Source organism: Micromonospora sp. L32, from assembly GCF_052068055.1.
GTDB classification, from domain to species: domain Bacteria; phylum Actinomycetota; class Actinomycetes; order Mycobacteriales; family Micromonosporaceae; genus Micromonospora; species Micromonospora purpureochromogenes.
The window spans coordinates 307130-329118 of sequence record NZ_JBQHDD010000007.1 but is presented as its reverse complement, the minus strand read 5'-3'; the positions used below and the strand labels follow the sequence as shown (position 1 = coordinate 329118).

The following is a 21989-nucleotide window of genomic DNA, read 5'->3' as shown; positions in this document are numbered from 1 at the left end:
GCGATGCGGGGCGTGCCGGGCGACGTGGGGACGCGTTCTTGGAAAGTGCGCGGGTGGGGTGTGGGTGCGGCGGCGGTCCGGCGCGGGGGTGACGCGGTGGCTACCGTGTACTCGGGAGACGGCGGAGGGGACGTGGCGATGCGGGCACCAGCGGACCGGGAACTCGACCGGGCACTCGGCGGGCGGCTGTGGCGGATGACGGGGCTGGCCGCGGTGGCCGGCCTGGCCTGGGCGGCGCGGGACGTGCCGGCGGCGCTGGGCGGGCGGCTGACCGGGGCCCGGGCGGAACGGGCCGCCCGCTCCCCCCAGTTCCGCGACGGCACCTTCCACAACCGGGCCGCCACCCGGACGATGACCACCGGTGACCCGGGTCGGAACCTGGTCTGGGAGCTGATCTTCGGCAAGCAACGCCGGCGCCCCACCGCCCCGGTCCCGCTGCTGCCCCCGACGCCCCCGCCCGCGACCGACGTCGAGCGCGAACTCAACATCGTCTGGTACGGCCACGCCTCGGCGCTGATCGAGATCGAGGGGCGGAAGGTCCTGATCGACCCGGTGTGGAGCGACCGCTGCTCGCCGTCCGCCGCGGTCGGGCCGAGGCGGCTGCACCAGCCCCCGGTACGCCTGGCCGACCTGCCCCCGGTCGACGCCATCCTGATCTCCCACGACCACTACGACCACCTCGACATGGCCACCGTGCAGGAGTTGACCCGGCGACAGTCCGCGCCGTTCCTGGTGCCGCTGGGGGTCGGCGCCCACCTCGACCGGTGGGGCGTGCCGGCGGAACGGATCGTCGAGCTGGACTGGTCGGAGCGGCACCGGGTGGGTGGGCTCGAGATCATCGCCACCGCCGCCCAGCACTTCTCCGGCCGGGGGCTGCGCCGCGACGGCACCCTCTGGAGTTCCTGGGTGGTCGCCGGCGCGCACCGCAAGGTCTTCTACACCGGCGACTCCGGCTACTTCGACGGGTACGCCGAGATCGGCGCGGAGCACGGGCCGTTCGACGTCACCCTGATGCAGATCGGCGCGTACGACCGGGCGTGGCCGGCCATCCACATGTTTCCCGAGGAGGCCGTCTCGGCCCACCTCGACCTGCGCGGCGGGCTCTTCCTCCCGGTGCACTGGGCGACGTTCAACCTGGCCCTGCACGACTGGTCCGAGCCGGTGGACCGGCTCTGGGCCGAGGCGAAGGCGCGCGACGTGCGGCTGGCGGTGCCCCGCCCCGGCGAGCGGGTGGTGGTCGACGACCCGCCGCCGGTGGACGGCTGGTGGCAGGCGGTCGCCTGACGTACCCGCCGCCGGTGCCGGCCCACCGGCCGTCGCCCTGGCCGGGCGCTCAAAGGACGAAGGCGTCGGTCCAGAGGGCGCCGGAGCGGCCGGAGAGGGCGTCCAGCATGGCGACCGCCTGGCCGTCGGTGAGCTGGGCGACGAAGTCGACGATGGCCCGGCCGCGGGCCCGGCCGATCCGGTCCGCCGTACGCGGGTGCAGTTCCGCCTCGGCCAGCTCGACCAGGTCGTGCAGCCGGCGCGGCAGCCGGGACTCCTCCTCGGGGTCGAGCAGCCACTCCCACAGCGCCTCGACCAGCGTGCCCAACAGCCGGGCCTGACCCCGCTGGTGCAGGGCCAGGTCGGGGCGGGCCAGCACGAACCGGTGGTGGACGAACTTGAGCACCTGCACCTCGTGCCACTGGGCCGGGGCGAGCAGCACGTGTCCGGAGCGCACCGACGGCCGGCGGACCACGGTGATCGCGTCCACGAAGCGGGTGGTCCAGCGGGCGGAGAAGCGGGCCACGTACTGCTCGGCCTCGATCGAGCCGTCGAAGGGCATGGCCAGCAGGCCCTCGACCAGTTCCTGCCGGACGTGCTCGACGGCGGCGGAGAACGCGTCGTCGTCGGCGATCCAGCCGTCCTTGCGGTGCAGCTGGCGGCGCAGCCGCTCGATCGCCGAGCCGGGCCGGCGGGCCGCGCCGGTCAGCGCCGCGTCGGTGACCGCGCGCAGGTGACCGCCCTCCCGCTGCCAGGCCATCAGCTCGGCGGCGACCGCCCCCTGCTGGAGCACCCCCACCCGGTAGAAGTCCTCCACGTCGTGGATCGCGTACGCGATGTCGTCGGCGGTGTCCATCACCGAGGCCTCGACGGTCTGCTGCCAGTCGGCGATCCGGCCGGCGAACGGCTCCCGGGCCTGCCGCAGGTCGGCCAGCTCGGTCCGGTACGCGCCGAACTTCGCCGACCCGCTCTCCGGGTCGTCGGGCGGGGCGGCCGCGCCCCGGGGCGCCGGGGTGAGGTGCCGCGGGTGCGGGTCCGGATGGTCCAGCCGGGTCCACGGGTACTTCAGCAGGGCCGCGCGGACCGCGGCGGTGAGGTCGAGCCCGGTGGTGGCCGCGCCCCGGATCTCGGTGCTGGTGACGATCCGGTACGACTGCGCGTTGCCCTCGAAACCGTCCGGCAGGCCGAGCCGCTGCCGGGCCAGCCGGTCCAGCACCCGCTCCCCCAGGTGGCCGAACGGCGGGTGGCCGAGGTCGTGGGCGAGCGCGGCGGCCTCGACCACGTCCGGGTCGAGGCCGCCGAGTTCGTCGAGGAGCCGACGGTGCGCCGGATCGGCGGTGAGCCGCTCGGCGATCGCCCGGGCCACCTGGGCGACCTTGAGGCTGTGGGTGAGCCGGTTGTGCACCAGCAGGCCGGACCCACCCGGGCTGACCACCTGGGTGACGCCGTTGAGCCGGGCGAAGAACGGCGAGCCGACGATCCGGTCCCGGTCGGCCCGGAACGGACTGGCGGCCAGGTCGCCGAGCGCCCGGGCGCTGCCGCCGAAGAGCCGGCGGGCCCGCGGATCCGCTGGTTGTTCCATGATCGCAACGCTAGCGCAGGCGCGTCCGGCGGGTGTGGCGAGCGCCGTCGGGGGCGGGCGGCAGAATGCAGCACGGAACCCACAGCGAAGGCGGATCAAGATCGTGACCCAGTCAGTTCATCAGCGGATCGCCGACGAGCTCGGCGTCGCGGAGCGTCAGGTGCGGGCGGCCGTGGAGCTGCTCGACGGCGGCGCCACCGTGCCGTTCATCGCCCGCTACCGCAAGGAGGCCACCGGCCTGCTCGACGACGCGCAGCTGCGCACCCTCGAGGAGCGGCTGCGGTACCTGCGTGAGCTGGACGAGCGGCGGGCCGCCGTGCTGGAGTCGATCCGCGGCCAGGGCAAGCTCGACGAGGCCCTGGAAGCGCAGATCATGGCGGCCGACTCGAAGTCCCGCCTGGAGGACATCTACCTGCCGTACAAGCCCAAGCGGCGGACCAAGGCGCAGATCGCCCGCGAGGCCGGGCTGGAGCCGCTCGCCGACACCCTGCTCGCCGACCCCGCGCGGGACCCGCGCGAGACGGCGGCCGGCTTCGTCGACGTCGACCGGGGCGTGGCCGACGCCGCCGCCGCGCTGGAGGGCGCCCGGGCCATCCTGATCGAGCGCTTCGGCGAGGACGCCGACCTGATCGGCACCCTGCGCGAGCAGATGTGGTCGCGGGGCCGGCTGGTCTCCCGGGTACGCGACGGCCAGGAGACCGCCGGCGCCAAGTTCGCCGACTACTTCGACTTCGCCGAGCCGTACCCCAGGCTGCCCTCGCACCGGATCCTGGCGATGTTCCGGGGCGAGAAGGAGGGCGTGCTCGACCTGACGATGGACCCGGAGGCCGAGGGCGACACCGACGCCGTGGTCACCGGCCCGACCCGGTACGAGGCGGCCATCGCCGGCCGGTTCGGGATCAGCGACCAGGGGCGGCCCGCCGACAAGTGGCTCGCCGACACGGTGCGCTGGGCCTGGCGTACCCGGATCCTCATCCACCTCGGCGCGGACCTGCGGATGCGGCTGTGGCAGGCGGCGGAGGAGGAGGCCGTCCGGGTCTTCGCCACCAACCTGCGTGACCTGCTGCTCGCCGCGCCCGCCGGGACCCGCGCGACGATGGGCCTGGACCCGGGCCTGCGCACCGGCGTCAAGGTCGCGGTGGTCGACGCCACCGGCAAGGTGGTCGCCACCGACACCATCTACCCGCACGAGCCGCGCCGGCAGTGGGACGCCTCGATCGAGACCCTGGCGAAGCTCGCCGGGGCGCACGGCGTCGAGCTGGTCGCCATCGGCAACGGCACCGCCAGCCGGGAGACCGACAAGCTCGCCGGTGACCTGATCAAGCGGTACCCGCAGCTCAACCTCACCAAGGTGGTGGTCTCCGAGGCCGGCGCGTCGGTCTACTCCGCCTCCGCGTACGCCTCCCAGGAGCTGCCCGGGCTCGACGTGTCGCTGCGCGGCGCGGTCTCCATCGCCCGCCGCCTCCAGGACCCGCTCGCCGAGCTGGTCAAGATCGACCCGCGCTCGATCGGCGTCGGGCAGTACCAGCACGACCTGTCCGAGGTGAAGCTCTCCCGTTCGCTGGACGCGGTGGTCGAGGACTGCGTCAACGCGGTCGGGGTGGATGTCAACACCGCCTCCGCACCGCTGCTGACCCGGGTCTCCGGCATCGGCGCCGGCCTGGCGGAGAACATCGTGCTGCACCGCGACGCCAACGGCCCGTTCCGGTCCCGAGCGGAGCTGAAGAAGGTGCCCCGGCTCGGCCCGAAGGCGTTCGAGCAGTGCGCCGGCTTCCTGCGCATCCCCGGCGGCGACGATCCGCTGGACTCCTCCAGCGTGCACCCCGAGGCGTACCCGGTGGTGCGGCGGATCCTCGCCAGCACCGGGCAGGACCTGCGCTCGCTGATCGGGAAGTCGGCGATCCTGCGCGGGCTGCGGGCCACCGACTTCGTCGACGAGACGTTCGGCCTGCCCACCGTCACCGACATCCTCGCCGAGCTGGAGAAGCCGGGCCGCGACCCGCGGCCGGAGTTCCGCACCGCCACCTTCGCCGAGGGGGTGGAGAAGATCAGCGACCTGACCCCGGGGATGCTGCTGGAAGGCGTGGTCACCAACGTCGCGGCGTTCGGCGCGTTCGTCGACGTCGGCGTCCACCAGGACGGCCTGGTGCACGTGTCGGCGATGTCCCACACCTTCGTCAAGGACCCGCGGGACGTGGTCAAGTCCGGCGACGTGGTCCGGGTCAAGGTGCTGGACGTGGACGTGCCCCGAAAGCGGATCTCGCTCACCCTCCGGCTGGACGAGGACACCGCCGGCAGCGCCGGTCGCCCGTCGGCCTCGGCCGAGGGCGGGCGCCGGGAGCGTGGCGGGGCGCGCGGCGACCATGGTGGGCGGACCGGTTCCGACACCCGCGGGCAGCGCGGGGGATCCGACGCGCGCGGCGGCTCCGACCCGCGGGGCGCTGACGGGCGTGGCGGCACCGGCGGACGTGGCGGCACCGGCGGACGTGGCGGCACCGGCGGACGTGGCGGCGGCGAAGGCGGGCAGCGCGGGGAGCGGGACGGCGGGCGCGGCGGGCCGCAGCAGCGGCAGGGCCGTGGCGGCTCTGCCTCCGCCCCGGTGAACGACGCGATGGCCGAGGCGCTGCGGCGGGCCGGCCTGGCCTGACCCCGGCGGTATCGCGTGGTCCCGCCCGCGCGGCGATCACCCGATGCCGGTGCGCAGGAGGGCGATCACGCGATGCCGGTGCGCAGGGTCCGTTGTCTCCACCGGGGCCGCTCGGCGGTGCCTGCCTGGCACCTCCTTGGGCAGGCACCGCCGGCCAGTGCTTTGCGGCATGTCGACCGCGCGTGTCGGGCGGGGCCGGCGTGTGACTATCGAGCGATATGCCTGTGAGGCATATTTATGACTCACAGGCATATCGCTCACCACGGTCCATCCCGTGAACGACCTGACTCTCCGTAACCCGCCAGCCGAGAGTGCCGTGGCCCGACCAGCTGCGGCGGCGGTCGAACGGCTCACCGCCTGCCTCCCCCGCCCGGCCGGACGAGGCGGCAGGACCAACTGGGGCGACCAGGCAGGACCCGCCCAGGCGACCAGGCAGCACCGGACCGGGAGCTGGGCGGGGCCGGACCGGGCGACCGGGCAGGACCGACCCGGTCGAGCAGGCAGGGCGCGCCCGGGGCGGAGGCCCGGGGTGGTGGGCGTACCGTCGCGGCATGGGTGCGGACGACGGCCTCCAGTGGCGGGAGCGGCAGCAGCGGGCGGTGCGGGCGCACGCGGCGGCCGCCGATCGGCAGCGGGCGGCCGAGCACGCGGAGGCCGCTGAGCTGGTCGCGTGGTTCGCCGCCGAGGCGACCCGGCGCGGCCTGCGCACCACGCCGTTGGTCGCCCGCGGGCACGACGGTCGCGGTCGCTACCGGACCCGGCTGACCGGCTGGTACGTCGACCGCGCCGGAACCCGGGCGGTGGACACGGCGGGCCGGTTCCACCTGCTCAGCGTGCCGCCCAGCCTGCGCGGCCGGCTCTTCGGCGTCGACCCCGAGCCCGATCCGGCGCCGCTGGTGCTCGGCCGGGGCGGCCGGGACGGCGAGTCGATCCCGCTGCGGACGCTGCTCACCCGCCGACTGGAGGCTGGGGACGACTGGCGGTGACCCGGCCGGCGCGCCGGCCCACCCGCCACCACCACAGCTGCTGCACGGCGAGGGTGGCCAGCCCGGCGAGCACGATCGCACAAATGTTGATCACGAGTTGGAGCGCCGACCCGGCCGCCTCGTGCCACACCCCGTACGCGGCGGCGACGGCGACGTTCGCGGCGGCCGGCACGGTGGTGACCGAGATCAGCACCCCGACCAGCGAGCCGGACTTCTTCGAGGTGAGCGAGAGCATCCCGGCGATCCCGGCGAGGATGCCGACGACCCAGGAGAGCGCGTCGGGCCGCCAGATGAAGTCGGTCAGCGGCCGCTCGGCGAGCAGCATCTCCCGGTTGACCAGGTCGACGGCGGTGAGCGCCCAGGTGCTCAGCACGGTGGCCACCATGGCGACGAGGAAGCCCACCGTCAGCGCCTGCACCGAGCGGACGATGGTGCGGGGCTTGCGGCGCAGCAGCGCGACGCAGAGCGCGGCGAGAGGGCCGAACTCGGGGCCGACCACCATCGCGCCGACGATCAGGATCGGCTGGTCCAGCAGCACGCCCACTCCGGCGATCATCGTGGCGACGATGATCAGCGCCAGGTACGTCCCGGTCAGGTCGGTCTGCTCGCCGGTCTTGGCGGCGATCTCGTCCCAGACGACCGCGTCCTCGCCGTGACCGGGGGCGTCCCGGGCGGCCTGCTTCGCGGCCCGGGACAGGGTCAGCTCGACGTCGTCGGCGGAGATCCCGCCGTGCGCCTCGACCCCCAGCTCCTGCAACTGGTGCAGCACCCGGTCGGCGCTCTCCCGGACCACGTCGCAGAGGACCAGGTCGCCGGGCGGCTGCCGGGCCGCGCCGGGGATCACGGCCAGGTGCGCCACCCCCGGGTTGTCGGCGAGCAGGTCGGCCACCTGGGACGACCGGTCGGCCGGCGCGATGATCCTCAAGTGCAGCAAGAATCGCTCCCCTCGAGGCACGAACCGCCCGGCGCGGCCCGGAGAACCCTACCGCCCGCGCCGGGGCCCGTCGCCACGGCGCACCTTCGAGATGTCGGCCCTCACGGTCCAGGCCGGACGGACACCGGTCCAGCGCCGCTCGCCGCCCGCGGGAGCGGCGGACGGCCGAACTCCGACGACACGGCGACACGGCGCAAGACCGCGAAAACCGGACGAACGTCCGTTTGTGGGATATAACCCCTAACGGGACGCTAACCGGATTTCTAGCGCAGGACGTGACAATGACCCAGACACGAAGCAGGCCGAAGGCCGCACCACGGGCATCCTTCCGGGGCGACATCGAGGGACTGCGCGCCCTGGCGGTCCTGCTGGTACTGGTCGGCCACGCCGGAAGCCAGTTCATCCCCGGCGGCTTCGTCGGCGTGGACGTCTTCTTCGTGATCTCAGGCTTCCTGATCACCGGCCTGCTCGTCGAGGAACTCGACCGCACCGGACGGATCTCGCTGGTGGGCTTCTACGCCCGACGGGCGAAGCGGCTGCTGCCGGCCGCCGGCCTGGTGCTCGTGGTCACCCTGCTGCTCACGTACCTGTTCCTGCCGAAGGTGCGCTTCTCCAACACCGCGTGGGACGTGGTGAGCAGCGCGCTGTACGTGATGAACTGGCGGCTCGCCGAGCAGTCGGTGGACTACATGTTCGTCGACCAGGCACCCAGCGTCGTGCAGCACTACTGGTCGCTCAGCGTCGAGGAGCAGTTCTACCTGATCTGGCCGCTGCTGCTGCTCGGGTTGGCCGTTCTCGGTGGCCGGCGACGGCTACGCCGCGGCGTGCTGATGGTCGGGTTCGCCGTGGTGGCCCTGCCGTCCTTCGCCTGGTCGGTATTCCTGACGTCGGCCGATCGGGCACCGGCGTACTTCGTGACCACCACCCGGATCTGGGAGCTCGCCCTGGGCGGCGCGGTGGCCATCGTCGGTGCCCGACTGCACCGCACCCCCCGTCCGCTCGCCGTCGTGCTCGCCTGGTCCGGGTTGGTCACCGTGGTCGCCTCGGCCTTCCTGCTGGACTCCGCGTCGGCCTTCCCCGGGTACGTCGCCCTGCTGCCCACCGCCGGCACAGCGGTGGTGATCGCCTTCGCGGTGGCCGCCGGGCGGGCCGGGCCGGCCGGGCTGCTCAGCCTGCCACCGATGCGCGGCGTCGGCGCACTGTCGTATTCGCTCTACCTGTGGCACTGGCCGCTGCTGATCGTCGCCGACTACCGGTTCGGCGAGCTGAGCGCGTCCGCGCGCCTGGCGGTGGTCGCGCTCTCCGCGGTCCCGGCGGTCCTCACCTACCACTTCGTCGAGAACCCCATCCGCCGATCGCAGACGTTGCACTGGCAGCCGGCGCAGGCGCTGGGGATCGGCGGCCTCTGCACGGGCACGGCGGTGGTCGCCGGCCTGCTCTTCCAGCTGACCGTCTGGTCGCCGGCCCGACCGCCGGTGTCCGCGTCTGCGGTGCCGCCACCGGGTGGGAGCAGCGCGTCGGCGGGCGCCCCCGCCCCGGCCGGACCGCCGGGAGCCGCCGTCCTGAGCAAGTCGCCCCGGGGTGATCAGGCCGGGAGACCGGTCGACCGGGTCGACTCGATCACCCCCGACCCGCTGGTCGCCGCGAAGGACGTCCCGGCCACGAGCCGCACCAACTGTCAGGTCCAGCAGAACAGCAGCGAGCCACTGATCTGTGTGTACGGGGTCAAGGACGCCTCCTACACCGTCGTGCTCGCCGGCGACTCCCACGCCGCGCAGTGGCTGCCGGCGCTGGAGGCGGTCGCGGTGCAGCGGAGGTGGCGGGTGGTGACGCACACCAAGCCCTCGTGCCCGTTCCTCGCGATGGAGGTGGCGCTGGACGGCCAGCCGTACACCAGTTGCACCGAATGGAACCAGCGGGTCCGCGGCCAACTGCGCGCCGACCCGCCCGACCTGCTGCTGGTGGGCAACTCCCATTACCTGACAGTGCGCGACGGCGAGTTGGTGACCCGGGATGCGCACGACATCCTGGCCGACGGGCTACGGAACACCTGGCGGGAGATGACCGGGATCGGAGTGCCGGTGGTGGTGCTCCGGGACCCGCCGTACCACCGTCGGGACCCGGTCGAGTGCGTCTCCGCCAACCCGAACCGGCTCACTCGGTGCGCCCCGCAACGTGACGAGGTGCTGGCTGCCGGGGGTGGCATCGCGCAGGAGCGGGCCGCCGAGGGACAGCCGGGAATCCACCTGGTCAATCTCAACGACGCGATCTGTCCCACCGACCGCTGCGCGCCGGTCATCGGCGGCGTACTCGTCTATCGGGACACCAACCATCTCACCGCCACCTACGCCCGGACGCTCGCGCCCCGGCTCGACAACGCCCTGGCCACCGTACGGACGGGCGGAAGCTGAAGCCTCACACCCCCGCCCCACGCCACCACGTGGCCCGGGGGCGACCGCACCGTCCCAGGCGCCGCTGATCGTAAGCGCGAGCGGCAGGGACGGCGAGTCTGTGCCGCTGCGGGCCCTGCTCACCCGCCGACTGGAGGCCGGAAACGACCGGGAGTGAGTCGCCGGGCAGCGGCGGCCCGGCGAGGGATCACCTGGCGCCCCACCCGCCACCACCAGAACTGCTGCACGGCCAGGGTGGCCAGACCGGCCAGGACGATCGCGCAAAGGTTGATCACCAGCTGGAGGGCCGAACCGGCCGGCGGCCGGGACGGTGGTAACCGAGATCAGCACGCCGACCAGCGAGCCGGACTTCTTCGACGTCAGCGAGAGCATCCCGGCCACGCCGGCGAGCAGGCCGAACCCCCAGGAGAGCGCGTCCGACCGCCAGATGAAGTCGGTCAGCGCCGCTCGTCCTGCAGCATCTCCCGGTTGACCAGGTCGGCGGCGGTGAGCGCCCAGGTGCTCAGCACGGTGGCGACCATGACCGTCAGGAACCCCACCACCAGCGGCTGCACCGAGCGGAGGATCCGGTGCGGGGTGCGCCGCAGCAGCGCCACGCAGAACGCCGCGAGGGGACCGACCTCGGGTCCGACCACCATCGCGCCGACGATCAGGATGGGCTGGTCGAGCAGCACCCCGATGCCGGCGATCATCGTGGCGACCACGATCAGCACCAGGCAGGTCCCGGTGAGCACGATCTGCTCGCCGGTCTTGGCCGCGATCTCGTGCCAGACCACGGCGTCCTCGCCGTGGTCCGGAGCGTCCTGGGCCGCCTCTTCACGCCGCCGACACGGTCAGTTCGACGTCGTCGGCGGCGATGCCGCCGCGGGCCTCGACACCTCCTCGAGCCCGTGCAGCACCCGGTCGGCGCTCTCGCGCACCACGCGGTCGACGTGTGCCTGTCGCTGGCCGCAGCACTGTACCGACTCCAGTCAGGAGCGCTGCACGTCCACTGCGGTTCCACGGATCTACGGCACGAGCTCCGGCGTCGGCCGGCCAGCGGCCGTCTCCTGCCAGAGCGCCATCAGCGAGGCGGTCAAGGTGTGTCGCGGGGCCCAGCCCAACGCACGGGCGCTGCGCCCGATGTCGGCGCACATCCAGGGAACGGCGGCCGACCGACCGGCGTCGGGCGCCAACGAGCCGTCGCCTACCTCTCCCCTGAAGCCCGCGACCTCGGCCAGCCGGCCGATCGCCTCCCGGGTGGCCACCGCCCGCCCGCTGCCGACATTGAAGATCCGCTCGGCGAGCGGCCCGCTGCGGATCGCGGCCAGCACCGCGTCCGCCACGTCCCGTACGTCGACGAAGTCCCGGTAGGTGCTGAGCAGGCCGAGTGACACCCGCTCCTCCCCCCGGGCCAGCGCCGTCCTGATCAGCGTCGCCGCCCGGCCGAGCACGTTGCCGGCCGGCATGCCCGGACCGACCGGGTTGAACACCCGCAGGACCACCGTGTCCACCCGGGCCGACTCCCCGGCGAGCTGCGCCAGCCGGGTGGCGGTGAGATGGCTCAGTCCGTACTCGCCCACCGGGCTGGCGGGATGGTCCTCCGTCACGGCGCTCCCGTGCGGTACGGCGCCGTACTCCGCCGCGGAACCGATCCGGACCAGCCGGGCCTGGGGCGCACCGGCAGCCACCGCCTCGATCAGTTTGGCGGTGGTGGCCACGTGCGCCTGCACGAAGTCGTACCCGGAGCCGCTGATCCGACCCGCTGCGGTCACCACCGCGTCCGGTTTCTCCCGGCGGAGCAGGGCGACCAGCGCCGACAGTTCGATGCCGACCAGGTCGCACTCCCATCGATCCGGCGCCAGGACCATGGAATGCGACGCGAGCGCACCGTGGATGTGCCGGCCCAGGAAGCCGCTGGCGCCGAAGAGCAGTACCCGGCTCATCGAGCGCCGGGACGGACGGACTCTCCGGCGGGCCGCAGCAAGCCGGGGTCGGGCTCCGCGTTGCCGGTGAACTCGTGCCAGGTGGCGGCGCCCGGCGCCGAGATGCCGTCCCGCCTGAGCACCACCCGCACCGTCGCGGCGAGGATCCGCACGTCCAACCAGAACGATCGCCGGTCGACGTACTCGACGTCGTACTCGAACTTGTGCTGCCAGTCGAGGGCGTTGCGGCCGCGCACCTGGGCGAGCCCGGTGATGCCGGGTCGCACCTCGTGCCGCCGCGCCTGTCGCGGGCTGTACAGGGTGAGGTAGCGGACGAGATGGGGTCGCGGCCCGACGATGCTCATCTCACCACGGAGCACGTTCCAGAACTCGGGAAGCTCGTCCAGGCTGGTGGCACGCAACCACCGACCCAGCGGGTTGAGCCGGTCGGCGTCCGACACCAGTCCGCGCGCCGGGTCGACGGGGTGCATGGTGCGGAACTTGACCAGCTCGAACAGCCTGCCGTCGCGACCGGGCCGGGTGTGCCGGAACAGCACCGGACGGCCCAGGACGAGCAGGATCGCGCCGGCCACGACGGCCATCACCGGCGCGGCGAGGATCAGCACGACGATCGCACCGACGATGTCGATCAACCGCTTCCAGCGGTCGTACGGCCGCCCCGCCAAGGCGCCGGAACGGGCCTGGTCGGCGGCGGCAGGGGGGTGAGCCAGGACGCGCCCCACCGGTTCTTCGAGAATGCCTTTAGCCATACAACAGTCCTATCAGCATGAAAAGCCGCGAAAGGCCACAAAGTGGAACAAGACGGCCCTTCATGTCCCGGCGCTCCCGCACTCTCCGACCGTCCCGGTGGCCGGCCGGGCGCGCGGTCATCCGCCTCCGTGCGGGGGTCGGCCCACCGCCGGGTCCTGGCGGCCAGGCGCGGAGGACGACGTGCCCGCAGCGGCCGGGAGCAGCCGCTCGGCGTGGACCCCGGCGCCGCCGGGCCGGTGCGGCACCGCGGTCGTCCGCTGCGCCGCAGCGCCCTTGGGGATGATCAGGAGCAGCGCGGCGAGCACCAGCAGGCGGCACCCGGTACGTCCGGCGAAGGTGGCGGCGCCGACCCAGATGACGTCGAAGAGCCCCACGGTGAGGACGATCCCGGTCACGTACGCCAGCACCGTCCGGGGCGTCATCAGCGGCACCGACGTGATCCGTCGGGCGAGCCGGTCGAGGTACTGGATAGCCAGACCGGCCGCCGGGATCATCAGCGCCAGACCGCCGACGCCAAAGTTGAACAGCCACTCGCCGAAGAAGAGCGCCGCGTCGGACTGGTTGGTTCCGACCATCTCGGGAGACAGGAACGGCACCAACTCGGCGCCGAGTCCCAGCGGCTTGTCCGGCCAGACGGCCCTCGGCACCAGGAAGACGGCCGCGGCGTAGAACGTCCCGCCCCATGCCCGCGGCAGCAGACCGAGGTCGTTCATGCTGAGGAGCTGAGCGAAGTCGCGCAACGGCCACACCACCGAGTAGAGGCCGTCGATGTCCCGATTGGCGTTGTCCACCACCGACTCGACCGGGGCCGCGGCGCGGATCCGCGCCAGCACCAGGATCGCGATCGGCGTCAGGGCGAGGATCGCGACCTTGACGTGCCGTCCGCGACCGCTCCGGTCGATCAGGACGGCTGCCAGGGCAAGACCGAGCGAACCCACGACGATCCGACCGAAACCGTCGAAGAGAAAGGTGCAGTAGACGGCGAAGCCGGCGACCGGCACGAGGCCGTACACCAGCGGCGGCTTGCGCAGCGGGGTACGCAGCAATCCGACGCTCAACAGCACGACACCGACGAATCCCGCCGCGTTGATGAGAATGTGCTTGTACTGCTCCGGCAGCGACAGCTGAAGGAGGACCGCCAGGGTCAGCAGGGTCAGACCCCACCGGACGGCCCACCGGGAGACGGCCGGGTCGACCCGCAGGACCGGGCTCGTGGCCGGCCTGGCGGACGGCGCGCTCCAGAACAGCAGCCAGGTCAGAACGTGGACGAAGTAGCAGAGGGTCACCGCGCGGAAGAGCGGAAGCTCCGGTGACGTGTCCCGGACGGCGTGGTAGGCGGCGGCGAAGCCGACGAACAGCGCGAAGCCGAGGTTGTAGGTGCCGACGACAGTGATCCTCGGCCCGCCATCCCGCCAGAAGACCCAGATCCCGAAGAACAGGGCGAGGACGGCGAAGACCATGGTGCCGTGGTAACGCCGATCCTCGATCGCGGTCAGGGAGTCGAGGACGAGCGGAACGCACCCCAGGCAGAGCCAGCCCAGACCGGCCAGCACCTGCGCGTACCGCCGCTCGGCGAACCGAGTTCGCGCCTCGGGCTCGACCGACCCGACCGGGCCGCCCCCGGGTGCTCCGACGAGGGGCCGCCCTCGCGGCTCGAGTGGACGCGGTTCATCCGGCCGGCGATCCCCCATGACGACTACCTCCTGAGCGCTGCGCAACTGCCGGCCGGAGCGGATGCACAGGTGAGCGCACCGACGAGCGAGCAACGGCCTTCCGGTCGCGACCGGAGAACCGGCGCGGTCGCGACCAGCTCGGGTGCGACGTCGGCGAGGAGTCACCTCCGACCGGGCCGGAACACCGGGCTCAACGGGAGCGTCGCGGGTTGGTTACGGCCGTCACCACCCGGGAGGCGCCCCGCCGGTGACCGTACGCGGGCCGTCGTCACCGGGTGCACCGCTCGTCGTTGACCAGGCAGGCCGCCGGAACGACGCGGCGGTCCGCCGACTGCGCGTCCGACCTGAGGTCACGACGGCGGCGATCTCGTGACGCGACCGGCGGTCGGGCCAGCGCCAGCGGTCAGGTCGACCAGAGGTCGCGGCCGACGACGGGACCCCGATCGGGTGGCCCGAACTCCGGGCGGGCGACCCCGTGCGTCGCCTCCGACGTTCAGCCGCTCCGCGCCGGCTCCTACCGCACCCGCGCGTCGTTTCCGAGGCCCGGTCGTCGGGCGGGTCGCACTCGGGCCGGCCGCCGGGGGGCGGGACCCGCCGGACGCCGCCGATGCTTCGGGGCGCAGGTCCCGCCTTACGTCGAAAAACCTATTTTGTCGCTTTAAGGGGATAGAGTCCGATTCTGGGCTAACGTCAGCCTTTGGCGAGACCGGCCCGACCCGGCTCCGGCCGGAGGTCGAAGACGAAAGGACAAAGGGTGACGCCTTCGCTAGCGAACGGACGATTCTTGATCACCGGCGGGACCGGCTCATTCGGTCAGACGATGGTCGACCGGCTGCTGTCCACCGGGGCGGCAGAGGTCCGCGTACTCAGCCGGGACGAGTCCAAGCAGGACGCCATGCGGCTCCGGCTCCGGGACGACCGCGTCCGGTACTACGTGGGTGACGTGCGCGACCTCGATACCGTGTCGAAGGCGAGCCGCGGGGTCCAGTTCGTGTTTCACGCCGCGGCGCTGAAGCAGGTCCCCTCCTGCGAGTTCTTCCCGCTCGAAGCCGTCCGGACGAACATCCTGGGCAGCGCGAACGTCGCGGACGCGGCGGTGCAGAACGGCGTCGAGGCCGTGGTATTCCTGAGCACCGACAAGGCGGTCTACCCCGTGAACGCCATGGGCATGAGCAAGGGCCTGATGGAGAAGGTCGCCCAGGCGCACACGCGGAACAATCCCGGTGCCCGCACCCGCATCTGCATCGTCCGGTACGGCAACGTCATGTGTTCGCGGGGCTCGGTCATTCCGCTCTTTCTCGACCAGATCGGCAACGGCGTGCCCTTGACGGTCACCGATCCGGAAATGACGCGCTTCCTGATGTCACTGCCGGAGTCCGTGGAACTCGTCGAGCACGCGTTCCAGCACGGGCGCAGCGGCGACATCTTCATCAAGAAGGCCCGCGCCTGCACGATCGGCGACCTCGCCACCGCCATGTGCAACCTGTTCGAGGTCCCCGCCAAGATCGAGGTGCTGGGCATCCGGCACGGCGAGAAACTGCACGAGACGCTGGCCAGTCAGGAGGAGTTGGCCAGGGCGGAAGACCTCGGGCAGTTCCTCCGCGTACCGGTGGACAGTCGGGACCTCAACTACTCGCTGTACTTTGAGGAGGGAGACCCCCGCCGGCACCACCCGTGGGACTACACCTCGCACAACGCCGAGCGCCTCGACGTCACTGACGTCATGAGGTTGCTGGACACGCTCCCGGAGGTGCGTGCCCGGCTGACCGAGGTCATGGACCTCGCTGGCGCGGGAAGGGCCTGACGGCAGCGTGCGCGGCCAACACGTCCAGTCGGAGGCGGCCTGCCGGGTGACACTCATCACCCAGTGGTTCCCACCCGAGCCCACCCCCGTCCCGCTGAGCATCGCCCACTCCCTGCACCGGCGGGGATTCGAGGTGGACGTCCTGACCGGCATGCCGAACTATCCCGACGGCAAGCTCAAGCCGGGATATCGGGCCTGGCGTCGGACGACCGGAACGGAGCACGGCCTGCGCGTTGTCCGGACCCCGCTCTACCCCAGCCACAACCACTCGGCGGCGGGCCGGGCCGCGAACTACCTCAGCTACGCCGCCTCGTCCTCGGCCCTCGGCGCGAAGGCGCTCCGGGGCGCCGACGTGGCGCTGGTCTATTCCGGCCCGGCCACAGCCGCGACGGCGGCCATGACCGCCCGGCTCCGGTGGCGGACGCCCTACGTGGCCATGGTGATGGACCTCTGGCCCGACTCGGTCTTCGCGTCCGGGTTCCTGACCGGGGGCGTGAGCCGGCGGGTCGCGGAGAACGCCCTCAGCTGGTTCACCAACCAGACGTACCGGCGCGCGGACCACGTCACCGTCACGTCTCCGGGCCAACGCGATGCGATCGTCGCCCGGGGAGTGGCCCCGGACCGGGTCTCCGTCGTCTACAACTGGGTCGACGAGAAGGTCATGCACCCGACGGAGCCCGACGGGGAGCTGCGCCGGCAGTTGGGCCTCACCGACGAGTTCGTCGTGATGTACGGCGGCAATCACGGCATGGCCCAGCGACTCGACGTCGCGATCGAAGCCCTGGCACGCCTCGACGATCTATCGGACGTCCACCTCGTGTTGGTCGGTGACGGCATCGAGAAGCGCGCGCTGCAGTCGCTGGCCGACCGGCTCCGCCTGCGTACCGTGCACTTCCTGCCGGCGCAGCCACCGGAGCGGATGGCCGGCCTGATGGCCTCGGCCGACATCCAGCTGGTGTCCCTGGCGGACGAACCGCTGTTCAGGATCACCATGCCGAGCAAGATCCAGTCGATCTTCGCCTGCGGGCAGCCGGTGGTGGCCTGCGTACCGGGTGACGCGTCGAGGGTGGTCGACGAGGCCGGTGCGGGCCTCACCTGCCCGCCGGGCGATCCGGCCGGACTGGCCGCGGCGCTCCGACAGGCGCACGCCGCCTCCGCAGACCGCCGGCGAGCCATGGGGCAGGCCGGCCGCGCCTACTACCTCGAACACATGAGCGAATCCGTCAGCTCGCAGCTGCTCGCGGACGTGGCCGTCGCCTGCGCGGCCCGGCACACCGGCAGGGTGCCACGCGGGCGGGGACAGGAGATGGCATGAGTCAGCGGGTGCTCGTCCTCGGCGCCACCGGAATGCTGGGGCACACGTTGCTGCGAGAACTGGACCGCGGCGGTGAGCTGGACGTGTTCGGCTCGGCCCGCTCCGCTGACGACCTGTCACGCTTCTTCCCGCCGCACCTCGCACGTCGCATCACGCCCGGCGTCGACGCTCTCGACACCGACCGCGTCTGTCGCCTGCTGGACGACGTCCGACCCGACCTGGTGGTCAACGGCGTCGGTGTGATCAAGCAACGGTCCGATGTGCACGACGCCGTCCGCACGGTCACGATCAACGCGCTCCTTCCCCAGATCCTGGCCCACGAGTGCGGGACGCGCGGTGTCCGCCTGGTCAGCGTGAGCACCGATTGTGTCTTTTCCGGCGACCGTGGCAACTACATGGAGACGGACATTCCCGATCCCCCGGACCTTTACGGTCGGTCCAAGCTGCTCGGGGAGACCGCTCCCCCAACCCTCACGCTTCGGACGTCCATCATCGGCCACGAGCTGACCAGCAACCGGTCACTCGTGGACTGGTTCCTGTCCCAGACGACCGACGTCCAGGGCTACACCAAGGCGATCTACACCGGGGTCACCACCACCGAGTTCGCCCACTTCCTCAGGACGGTCGTGCTGCCGCGCGAGGATCTTCAGGGGCTCTACCACCTCGCGGCCGCGCCCGTGTCCAAGTACGACCTGCTCCGGCTCGTCGCCCGCACCTACGGCTGGACGGGACGGATCCTGCCCGAGGACGGCTTCCGCTGCGACCGATCCCTGTCGGCCGACGCGCTCTTCGCCGCCACGGGGTACCGCCCGCCCGCCTGGCCGGAGATGATCAGCCAATTGCACGAGGCGATGTCGCGGTGGAACTTGCCGGCGGGACGCCTGGCAAGTCTGGCTCCGGCCAGCTGACCGACCTCGGACACTCGTCCAGCCGGGTGGTCGCCCGGCCGAACGAGTGTGTCCGCCCGGGTGGCGGCGGGCCCGGCGGCCAGGTCAGGCACTCGGGTACCACGTACGACATCGAGGAGAACTGGGACTTCCTCATCGTCGAGACGCACGAGGCGGGCAGCGACGCCTGGACCACGCTGCCGGACGCCGGCGGCCTCACCGGTACGGAGACCGGGGACAGCTGCGCCGGTGGCTGGGCCGAGTTGCACCCCGTTCCTCGCCCACTACCAGGCCGCCGACTGCCCCTCGATCGGCAGCACCGGCATTGGAACACGGCCACCGGTTCCTCGAGCGGCTGGAAGGTGTTCACCGCCGAGATCTTCGTTCGAGACGCCGGACCTGGGCGGCTGGACGGTGGCCCGGCGGCCGCCCGGCTCCGCGCCCGGCGCCCGGCGCCAACGACTGAGCCCACAGCCAGCAGGCGTTTTCCGAGGGCGCGGCGGTGGTCACCGACGACACCGTGTACCTCGGCTTCGGCCTGGTGGGACTGGCCCCGGCCGCCCGGGACGACCTGGTCGCCCGGGCGCCGGCGCACCTCGGCCAGCCGCTCCCGACCGTGAGCCGGGTCGGCCCGAGACCGGTCCTGACCGGTCCCGGGGCCGGCCTCACCGCCGGATGCCGGCCCACCCGTGGTGCCGGCGGACGGTGGACAGCATGAAGTCGACGACCCGGCGGGAGGTGTCGCGCACCTGGTAGTCGGCGGGGCACGGGACGCCTTCCCGGCTCTGGTCAACCGTGACCCGGACGGCCTCCGACACGCCGGTCGGATCCAGTCCGGTCATGATGACGCTGCCGACGTCCAATGCCTCGGGACGCTCGATGGACTCCCGCAGCGTCACCGCGGGGAAGCCCACGATCGCCGCCTCCTCGCTGATGGTGCCGCTGTCCGAGAGCGTGCAGCGGGCGTTGCGCTGGAGCTGGATGTAGTCGAAGAGGCCGAATGGTTCGTGGAAGGCCAGGCCGTCGAGGTCGCTGGGGTCGGGGGCGAGCGCCTCAAGCCGTTTGCGGGTGCGCGGGTGGGTGGACACCATCACCGGCAGGTCCCACTCGTCGCGTACCGCCCGCAGGCAGCCGAGCAGCTGGCGCAGCCGCTCCGGCTGGTCCACGTTCTCCTCGCGGTGGGCGCTCACCAGGAAGTAGCCGCCCGGGTCGAGTTCCAGCTGCCGGAGCACGGTCGAGGCGTTGATGTCGGCGCGGTAGTGATCCAGCACTTCACGCATCGGTGACCCGGTGTGCAGGATGCGGCGGGGGTGCAGCCCCTCGGCCAGCAGGTTGCGCCGGGCGTGTTCGGTGTAGACCAGGTTGAAGTCCGAGACGTGGTCGACGAGGCGTCGGTTGGTCTCCTCCGGCACGTTCAGGTCGAAGCACCGGTTGCCGGCCTCCATGTGGTAGACCGGCACCCGCATCCGCCGGCCGATGAGGGCGGCGATGGAACTGTTCGTGTCGCCGAGGATCAGCATCGCGTCCGGCCGGACCTCCCGGATGACGTCCTCGACACCGGCGAGCACCCCGCCCAGCATCCGGCCCAGCGACGTGGTGTCGACGTTGAGGAACCGGTCGGGTTCGCGCATCCGTAGCTCGCGGAAGAACACGTCGGACAGCGCCGGATCCCAGTTCTGCCCCGTGTGGACGAGCACCTGGTCGACCGTGCGGTCCAGCCGGTCAATGACCCGGGATAGCCGGATGATCTCCGGTCGCGTCCCTACCACCGTCACAACCCGCGTCATCTCACGTCCCTTCCGACCGGCGACCGGTGTCCGACGCACCGTGCGCCCGTAAACACAACGAATCGTGGAGTCGACGAGAAACGTCACCGATCGAAATGGTGGATGTGGCGGCGGATCCGAGGTGACCCGGCGGCGCGGTCAGCCCAGCAGGCGTACCTCTTCGAAGAGGTTGGTGAAGCGCTGCTGGCCGCGCCAGGCCCCGAAGGCCTCCGCGGCGCGGTCCCTGGCCCGCCGGCGGTCCGTCGGCGAGAGGGCGGCGAAGCGTTCCACTCCGGCGGCGACCGCGTCGGCGGTGAGGGGCCGCACGACAGCGCCGCCGCCGGCCTCGATCAGATCGTTCCACGGGGTCTCGCCAGAGCAGATCAGCGGGCAGGACGCCGCCAGGCTCTCCAGGATGACGTGACCGAAGTTCTCGCCCCGGGTCGGCAGCAGGAAGGCGTCGTACTCGCCGAAGGTACGGATCACCTGCTCGGGCGGCAGCGATCCGCGGTAGCGGACCGTGACGTTCACCGGCATGCCGGCCATCAGCCGCTGGCAGCGCGCCCAGTAGGCCTGATCCTCGAGTGGGCCGAAGATGTCGAAGTTCACCGGCCGGGTCACCTTGTGCAGGCCGGCGAGTGCCAGGTCGAGGTTCTTCATCGGCGAGATCCGGCTGATGAAGACCAGGCGCAGCGGCCCGTCGGGACGGTCCTGCGGCGGCCTCGCGTCGTCGGGCAGGGACGTCTGCTGGCCGTGCACGATGATCCGGGCCCAGGGGAACCGCGCGGCGATGTGCCGTGCCTCCAGATCGCTGCAGGCCTGCCAACGGACCCGCAGCCGCTTGAGCAGAGGCGCCCAGAACAGCAGGAAGAGCCGCTTCTTGCCGGCCTTGAGGCGCAGCGCGCCCGGCGAGAGTTCACCCCGGGGCGCGAGGAGGATGCTGCGCACCGGCAGCAGCCCCACGGCGGCTGCGAGCACCGGCACCTGCGAGAAGAGCGACCACAGGCTGTTGACGTAGAGCAGGTCGATCCGGCGGGCCCGCAACTGCCGGGCCAGGCGCACCCAGTTGCGGACGTCACTGACCCGCAGATAGTGGACCAGCGCCCCCCGGCTGCGTACCCACCGCCCGGAGAGGCCGGGGTACGGGTCGGACGTGCCCAGGTCCCGGTCGCGCGTGACGAGCATGACCTCGACGTGCGCCGGACAGCTGTCCAGGATCTTCTCCAGGGACCGGACCGGACCTCCGCCGCGGTAGCCCGGCTGGAAGGCCCGGCTGGTGGCCAGCACGCGGTAGGTCACCGGCGTCCCGTCCGACATCTGGTCGATGTCGATCGACAGCAACCCGCGGTCTCCGCTCACACCGACCTCGCCTTCGTACGCATGCGATCACCTCGAACACCGACCCGAAGAGCCTGCTGGGGGTCGGCCCGGTTGGACACCGGGTCCGCCCGTCATACAAACCCGTTTCCGCGCGTGGAGGTCACGGATCACCGCGACAAACCGCGGTAATCGTGACCGGCGCTTCCGACGGCAGGAAACAGAGCGCCATTCAGAAACCCAGAAGTAGTCTTTGGTCAGCACTCGGCACCGCCACACCGACACGCGTCAGCGACGCCCGTGGGTACCGCGAAAGCTCCCCTCGTTCACCCGCAACTCGTTGATCGCCTCCTCCTCGGGCCTGGCGAGCGGTGGCGCTCCGGCTGAGCGCCGACACTCCGACCGAGCAGTTCCGGCGTCACCGACTCGAACTCTTCAGCGTTAGTCCAGCGTGGCTGAATTGTCCGACGCCCCCCTTGGCGGCAACACGCGCTCAGCTTCGAACCATATTCTCGGCCCAGGGGATTCGCCGTGACGGTCCATCAGGGGCGACCCACGGCACGTCCCGGGGAAAACACCCATCCACCGGCACCCTTCCGGCCGATTCGTGTGCTGCTGACGGGTGACTTCTTCGAGCCGGGATTTCGCGCCGGGGGGCCAGCCCGATCCATCGCCCAGTTGCTCGACGTCGTGTCGCCAGCGGTCGAGGTCACGATGGTGACCAGGGAT

At 72.0% G+C, this 21989-nt stretch carries 15 protein-coding genes and 1 pseudogene; 8 read left to right on the top strand and 8 right to left on the bottom strand.

Annotated features, from left to right (window positions below):
- Positions 1 to 138: 138 nt before the first annotated feature.
- Complete coding sequence (locus ACTMTB_RS21040; protein WP_280837453.1) at positions 139 to 1284, top strand: MBL fold metallo-hydrolase; 1146 nt, start codon at positions 139 to 141, stop codon at positions 1282 to 1284.
- Positions 1285 to 1333: 49 nt separating this feature from the next.
- Here the strand turns inward: ACTMTB_RS21040 and ACTMTB_RS21035 are convergent, their stop codons facing one another.
- The gene (locus ACTMTB_RS21035) at positions 1334 to 2845 is read right to left on the bottom strand and encodes a deoxyguanosinetriphosphate triphosphohydrolase family protein (RefSeq protein WP_441147996.1); all 1512 of its coding nucleotides are present in this window, start codon (positions 2843 to 2845) and stop codon (positions 1334 to 1336) included.
- 103 nt (positions 2846 to 2948) lie between these two features.
- Here ACTMTB_RS21035 and ACTMTB_RS21030 point away from each other — a divergent pair, with 103 nt between their 5' ends.
- Entirely contained in the window at positions 2949 to 5492 is a 2544-nt protein-coding gene (locus tag ACTMTB_RS21030) for a Tex family protein (RefSeq protein ID WP_441147995.1), read from the top strand.
- A gap of 551 nt (positions 5493 to 6043) precedes the next feature.
- The gene (locus ACTMTB_RS21025; RefSeq protein ID WP_441147994.1) at positions 6044 to 6478 is read left to right on the top strand and encodes a hypothetical protein; all 435 of its coding nucleotides are present in this window, start codon (positions 6044 to 6046) and stop codon (positions 6476 to 6478) included.
- Here ACTMTB_RS21025 and ACTMTB_RS21020 read toward each other — a convergent pair.
- Positions 6441 to 7412: a DUF389 domain-containing protein gene (locus tag ACTMTB_RS21020; protein ID WP_441147993.1), complete on the bottom strand. Its 972-nt coding sequence runs from the start codon at positions 7410 to 7412 to the stop codon at positions 6441 to 6443. The two genes, ACTMTB_RS21025 and ACTMTB_RS21020, sit on opposite strands and share 38 nt — an antisense overlap.
- A 281-nt stretch (positions 7413 to 7693) precedes the next feature.
- On the opposite strand from ACTMTB_RS21020, the gene ACTMTB_RS21015 reads away from it, so the two are divergent.
- On the top strand, positions 7694 to 9823 hold the full coding sequence (locus ACTMTB_RS21015) for an acyltransferase family protein (protein ID WP_441147992.1): 2130 nt from the start codon (positions 7694 to 7696) through the stop codon (positions 9821 to 9823).
- 437 nt (positions 9824 to 10260) lie between these two features.
- Here the strand turns inward: ACTMTB_RS21015 and ACTMTB_RS21010 are convergent, their stop codons facing one another.
- The 4 genes from ACTMTB_RS21010 to ACTMTB_RS20995 form a co-directional block, all read right to left on the bottom strand.
- Positions 10261 to 10599 carry a DUF389 domain-containing protein gene (locus ACTMTB_RS21010; protein WP_441147991.1) on the bottom strand — a complete coding sequence of 113 codons (339 nt, stop codon included), beginning with the start codon at positions 10597 to 10599 and terminating at the stop codon, positions 10261 to 10263.
- A gap of 231 nt (positions 10600 to 10830) precedes the next feature.
- Positions 10831 to 11748 carry an NAD-dependent epimerase/dehydratase family protein gene (locus ACTMTB_RS21005; protein ID WP_441147990.1) on the bottom strand — a complete coding sequence of 306 codons (918 nt, stop codon included), beginning with the start codon at positions 11746 to 11748 and terminating at the stop codon, positions 10831 to 10833.
- Complete coding sequence (locus ACTMTB_RS21000; protein WP_441147989.1) at positions 11745 to 12497, bottom strand: sugar transferase; 753 nt, start codon at positions 12495 to 12497, stop codon at positions 11745 to 11747. The genes ACTMTB_RS21005 and ACTMTB_RS21000 overlap by 4 nt, the downstream gene beginning before the upstream one ends.
- A 117-nt stretch (positions 12498 to 12614) precedes the next feature.
- Positions 12615 to 14051, bottom strand: a complete 1437-nt coding sequence (locus ACTMTB_RS20995; protein ID WP_441147988.1) for a hypothetical protein — start codon at positions 14049 to 14051, stop codon at positions 12615 to 12617.
- Between the two features lie 874 nt (positions 14052 to 14925).
- On the opposite strand from ACTMTB_RS20995, the gene ACTMTB_RS20990 reads away from it, so the two are divergent.
- The 4 genes and pseudogenes from ACTMTB_RS20990 to ACTMTB_RS20975 all read left to right on the top strand — a co-directional run.
- Entirely contained in the window at positions 14926 to 15975 is a 1050-nt protein-coding gene (locus tag ACTMTB_RS20990) for a polysaccharide biosynthesis protein (RefSeq protein WP_154938435.1), read from the top strand.
- 46 nt (positions 15976 to 16021) lie between these two features.
- On the top strand, positions 16022 to 17290 hold the full coding sequence (locus ACTMTB_RS20985) for a glycosyltransferase family 4 protein (protein WP_441147987.1): 1269 nt from the start codon (positions 16022 to 16024) through the stop codon (positions 17288 to 17290).
- Positions 17291 to 17298: 8 nt separating this feature from the next.
- Positions 17299 to 18198, top strand: coding sequence for a dTDP-4-dehydrorhamnose reductase family protein (locus ACTMTB_RS20980; RefSeq protein WP_441147986.1), 900 nt, complete (start codon positions 17299 to 17301; stop codon positions 18196 to 18198).
- Between the two features lie 98 nt (positions 18199 to 18296).
- Positions 18297 to 18775: pseudogene (locus tag ACTMTB_RS20975) on the top strand (zinc carboxypeptidase); the annotation flags it as partial.
- Between the two features lie 67 nt (positions 18776 to 18842).
- Here the strand turns inward: ACTMTB_RS20975 and wecB are convergent.
- Positions 18843 to 19964, bottom strand: coding sequence for a non-hydrolyzing UDP-N-acetylglucosamine 2-epimerase (wecB, locus tag ACTMTB_RS20970; RefSeq protein ID WP_441147985.1), 1122 nt, complete (start codon positions 19962 to 19964; stop codon positions 18843 to 18845).
- A gap of 138 nt (positions 19965 to 20102) precedes the next feature.
- A complete protein-coding gene (locus tag ACTMTB_RS20965; protein WP_441147984.1) occupies positions 20103 to 21302 on the bottom strand; it encodes a glycosyltransferase family 4 protein in 1200 nt (399 codons plus the stop codon).
- Positions 21303 to 21989: the final 687 nt, after the last annotated feature.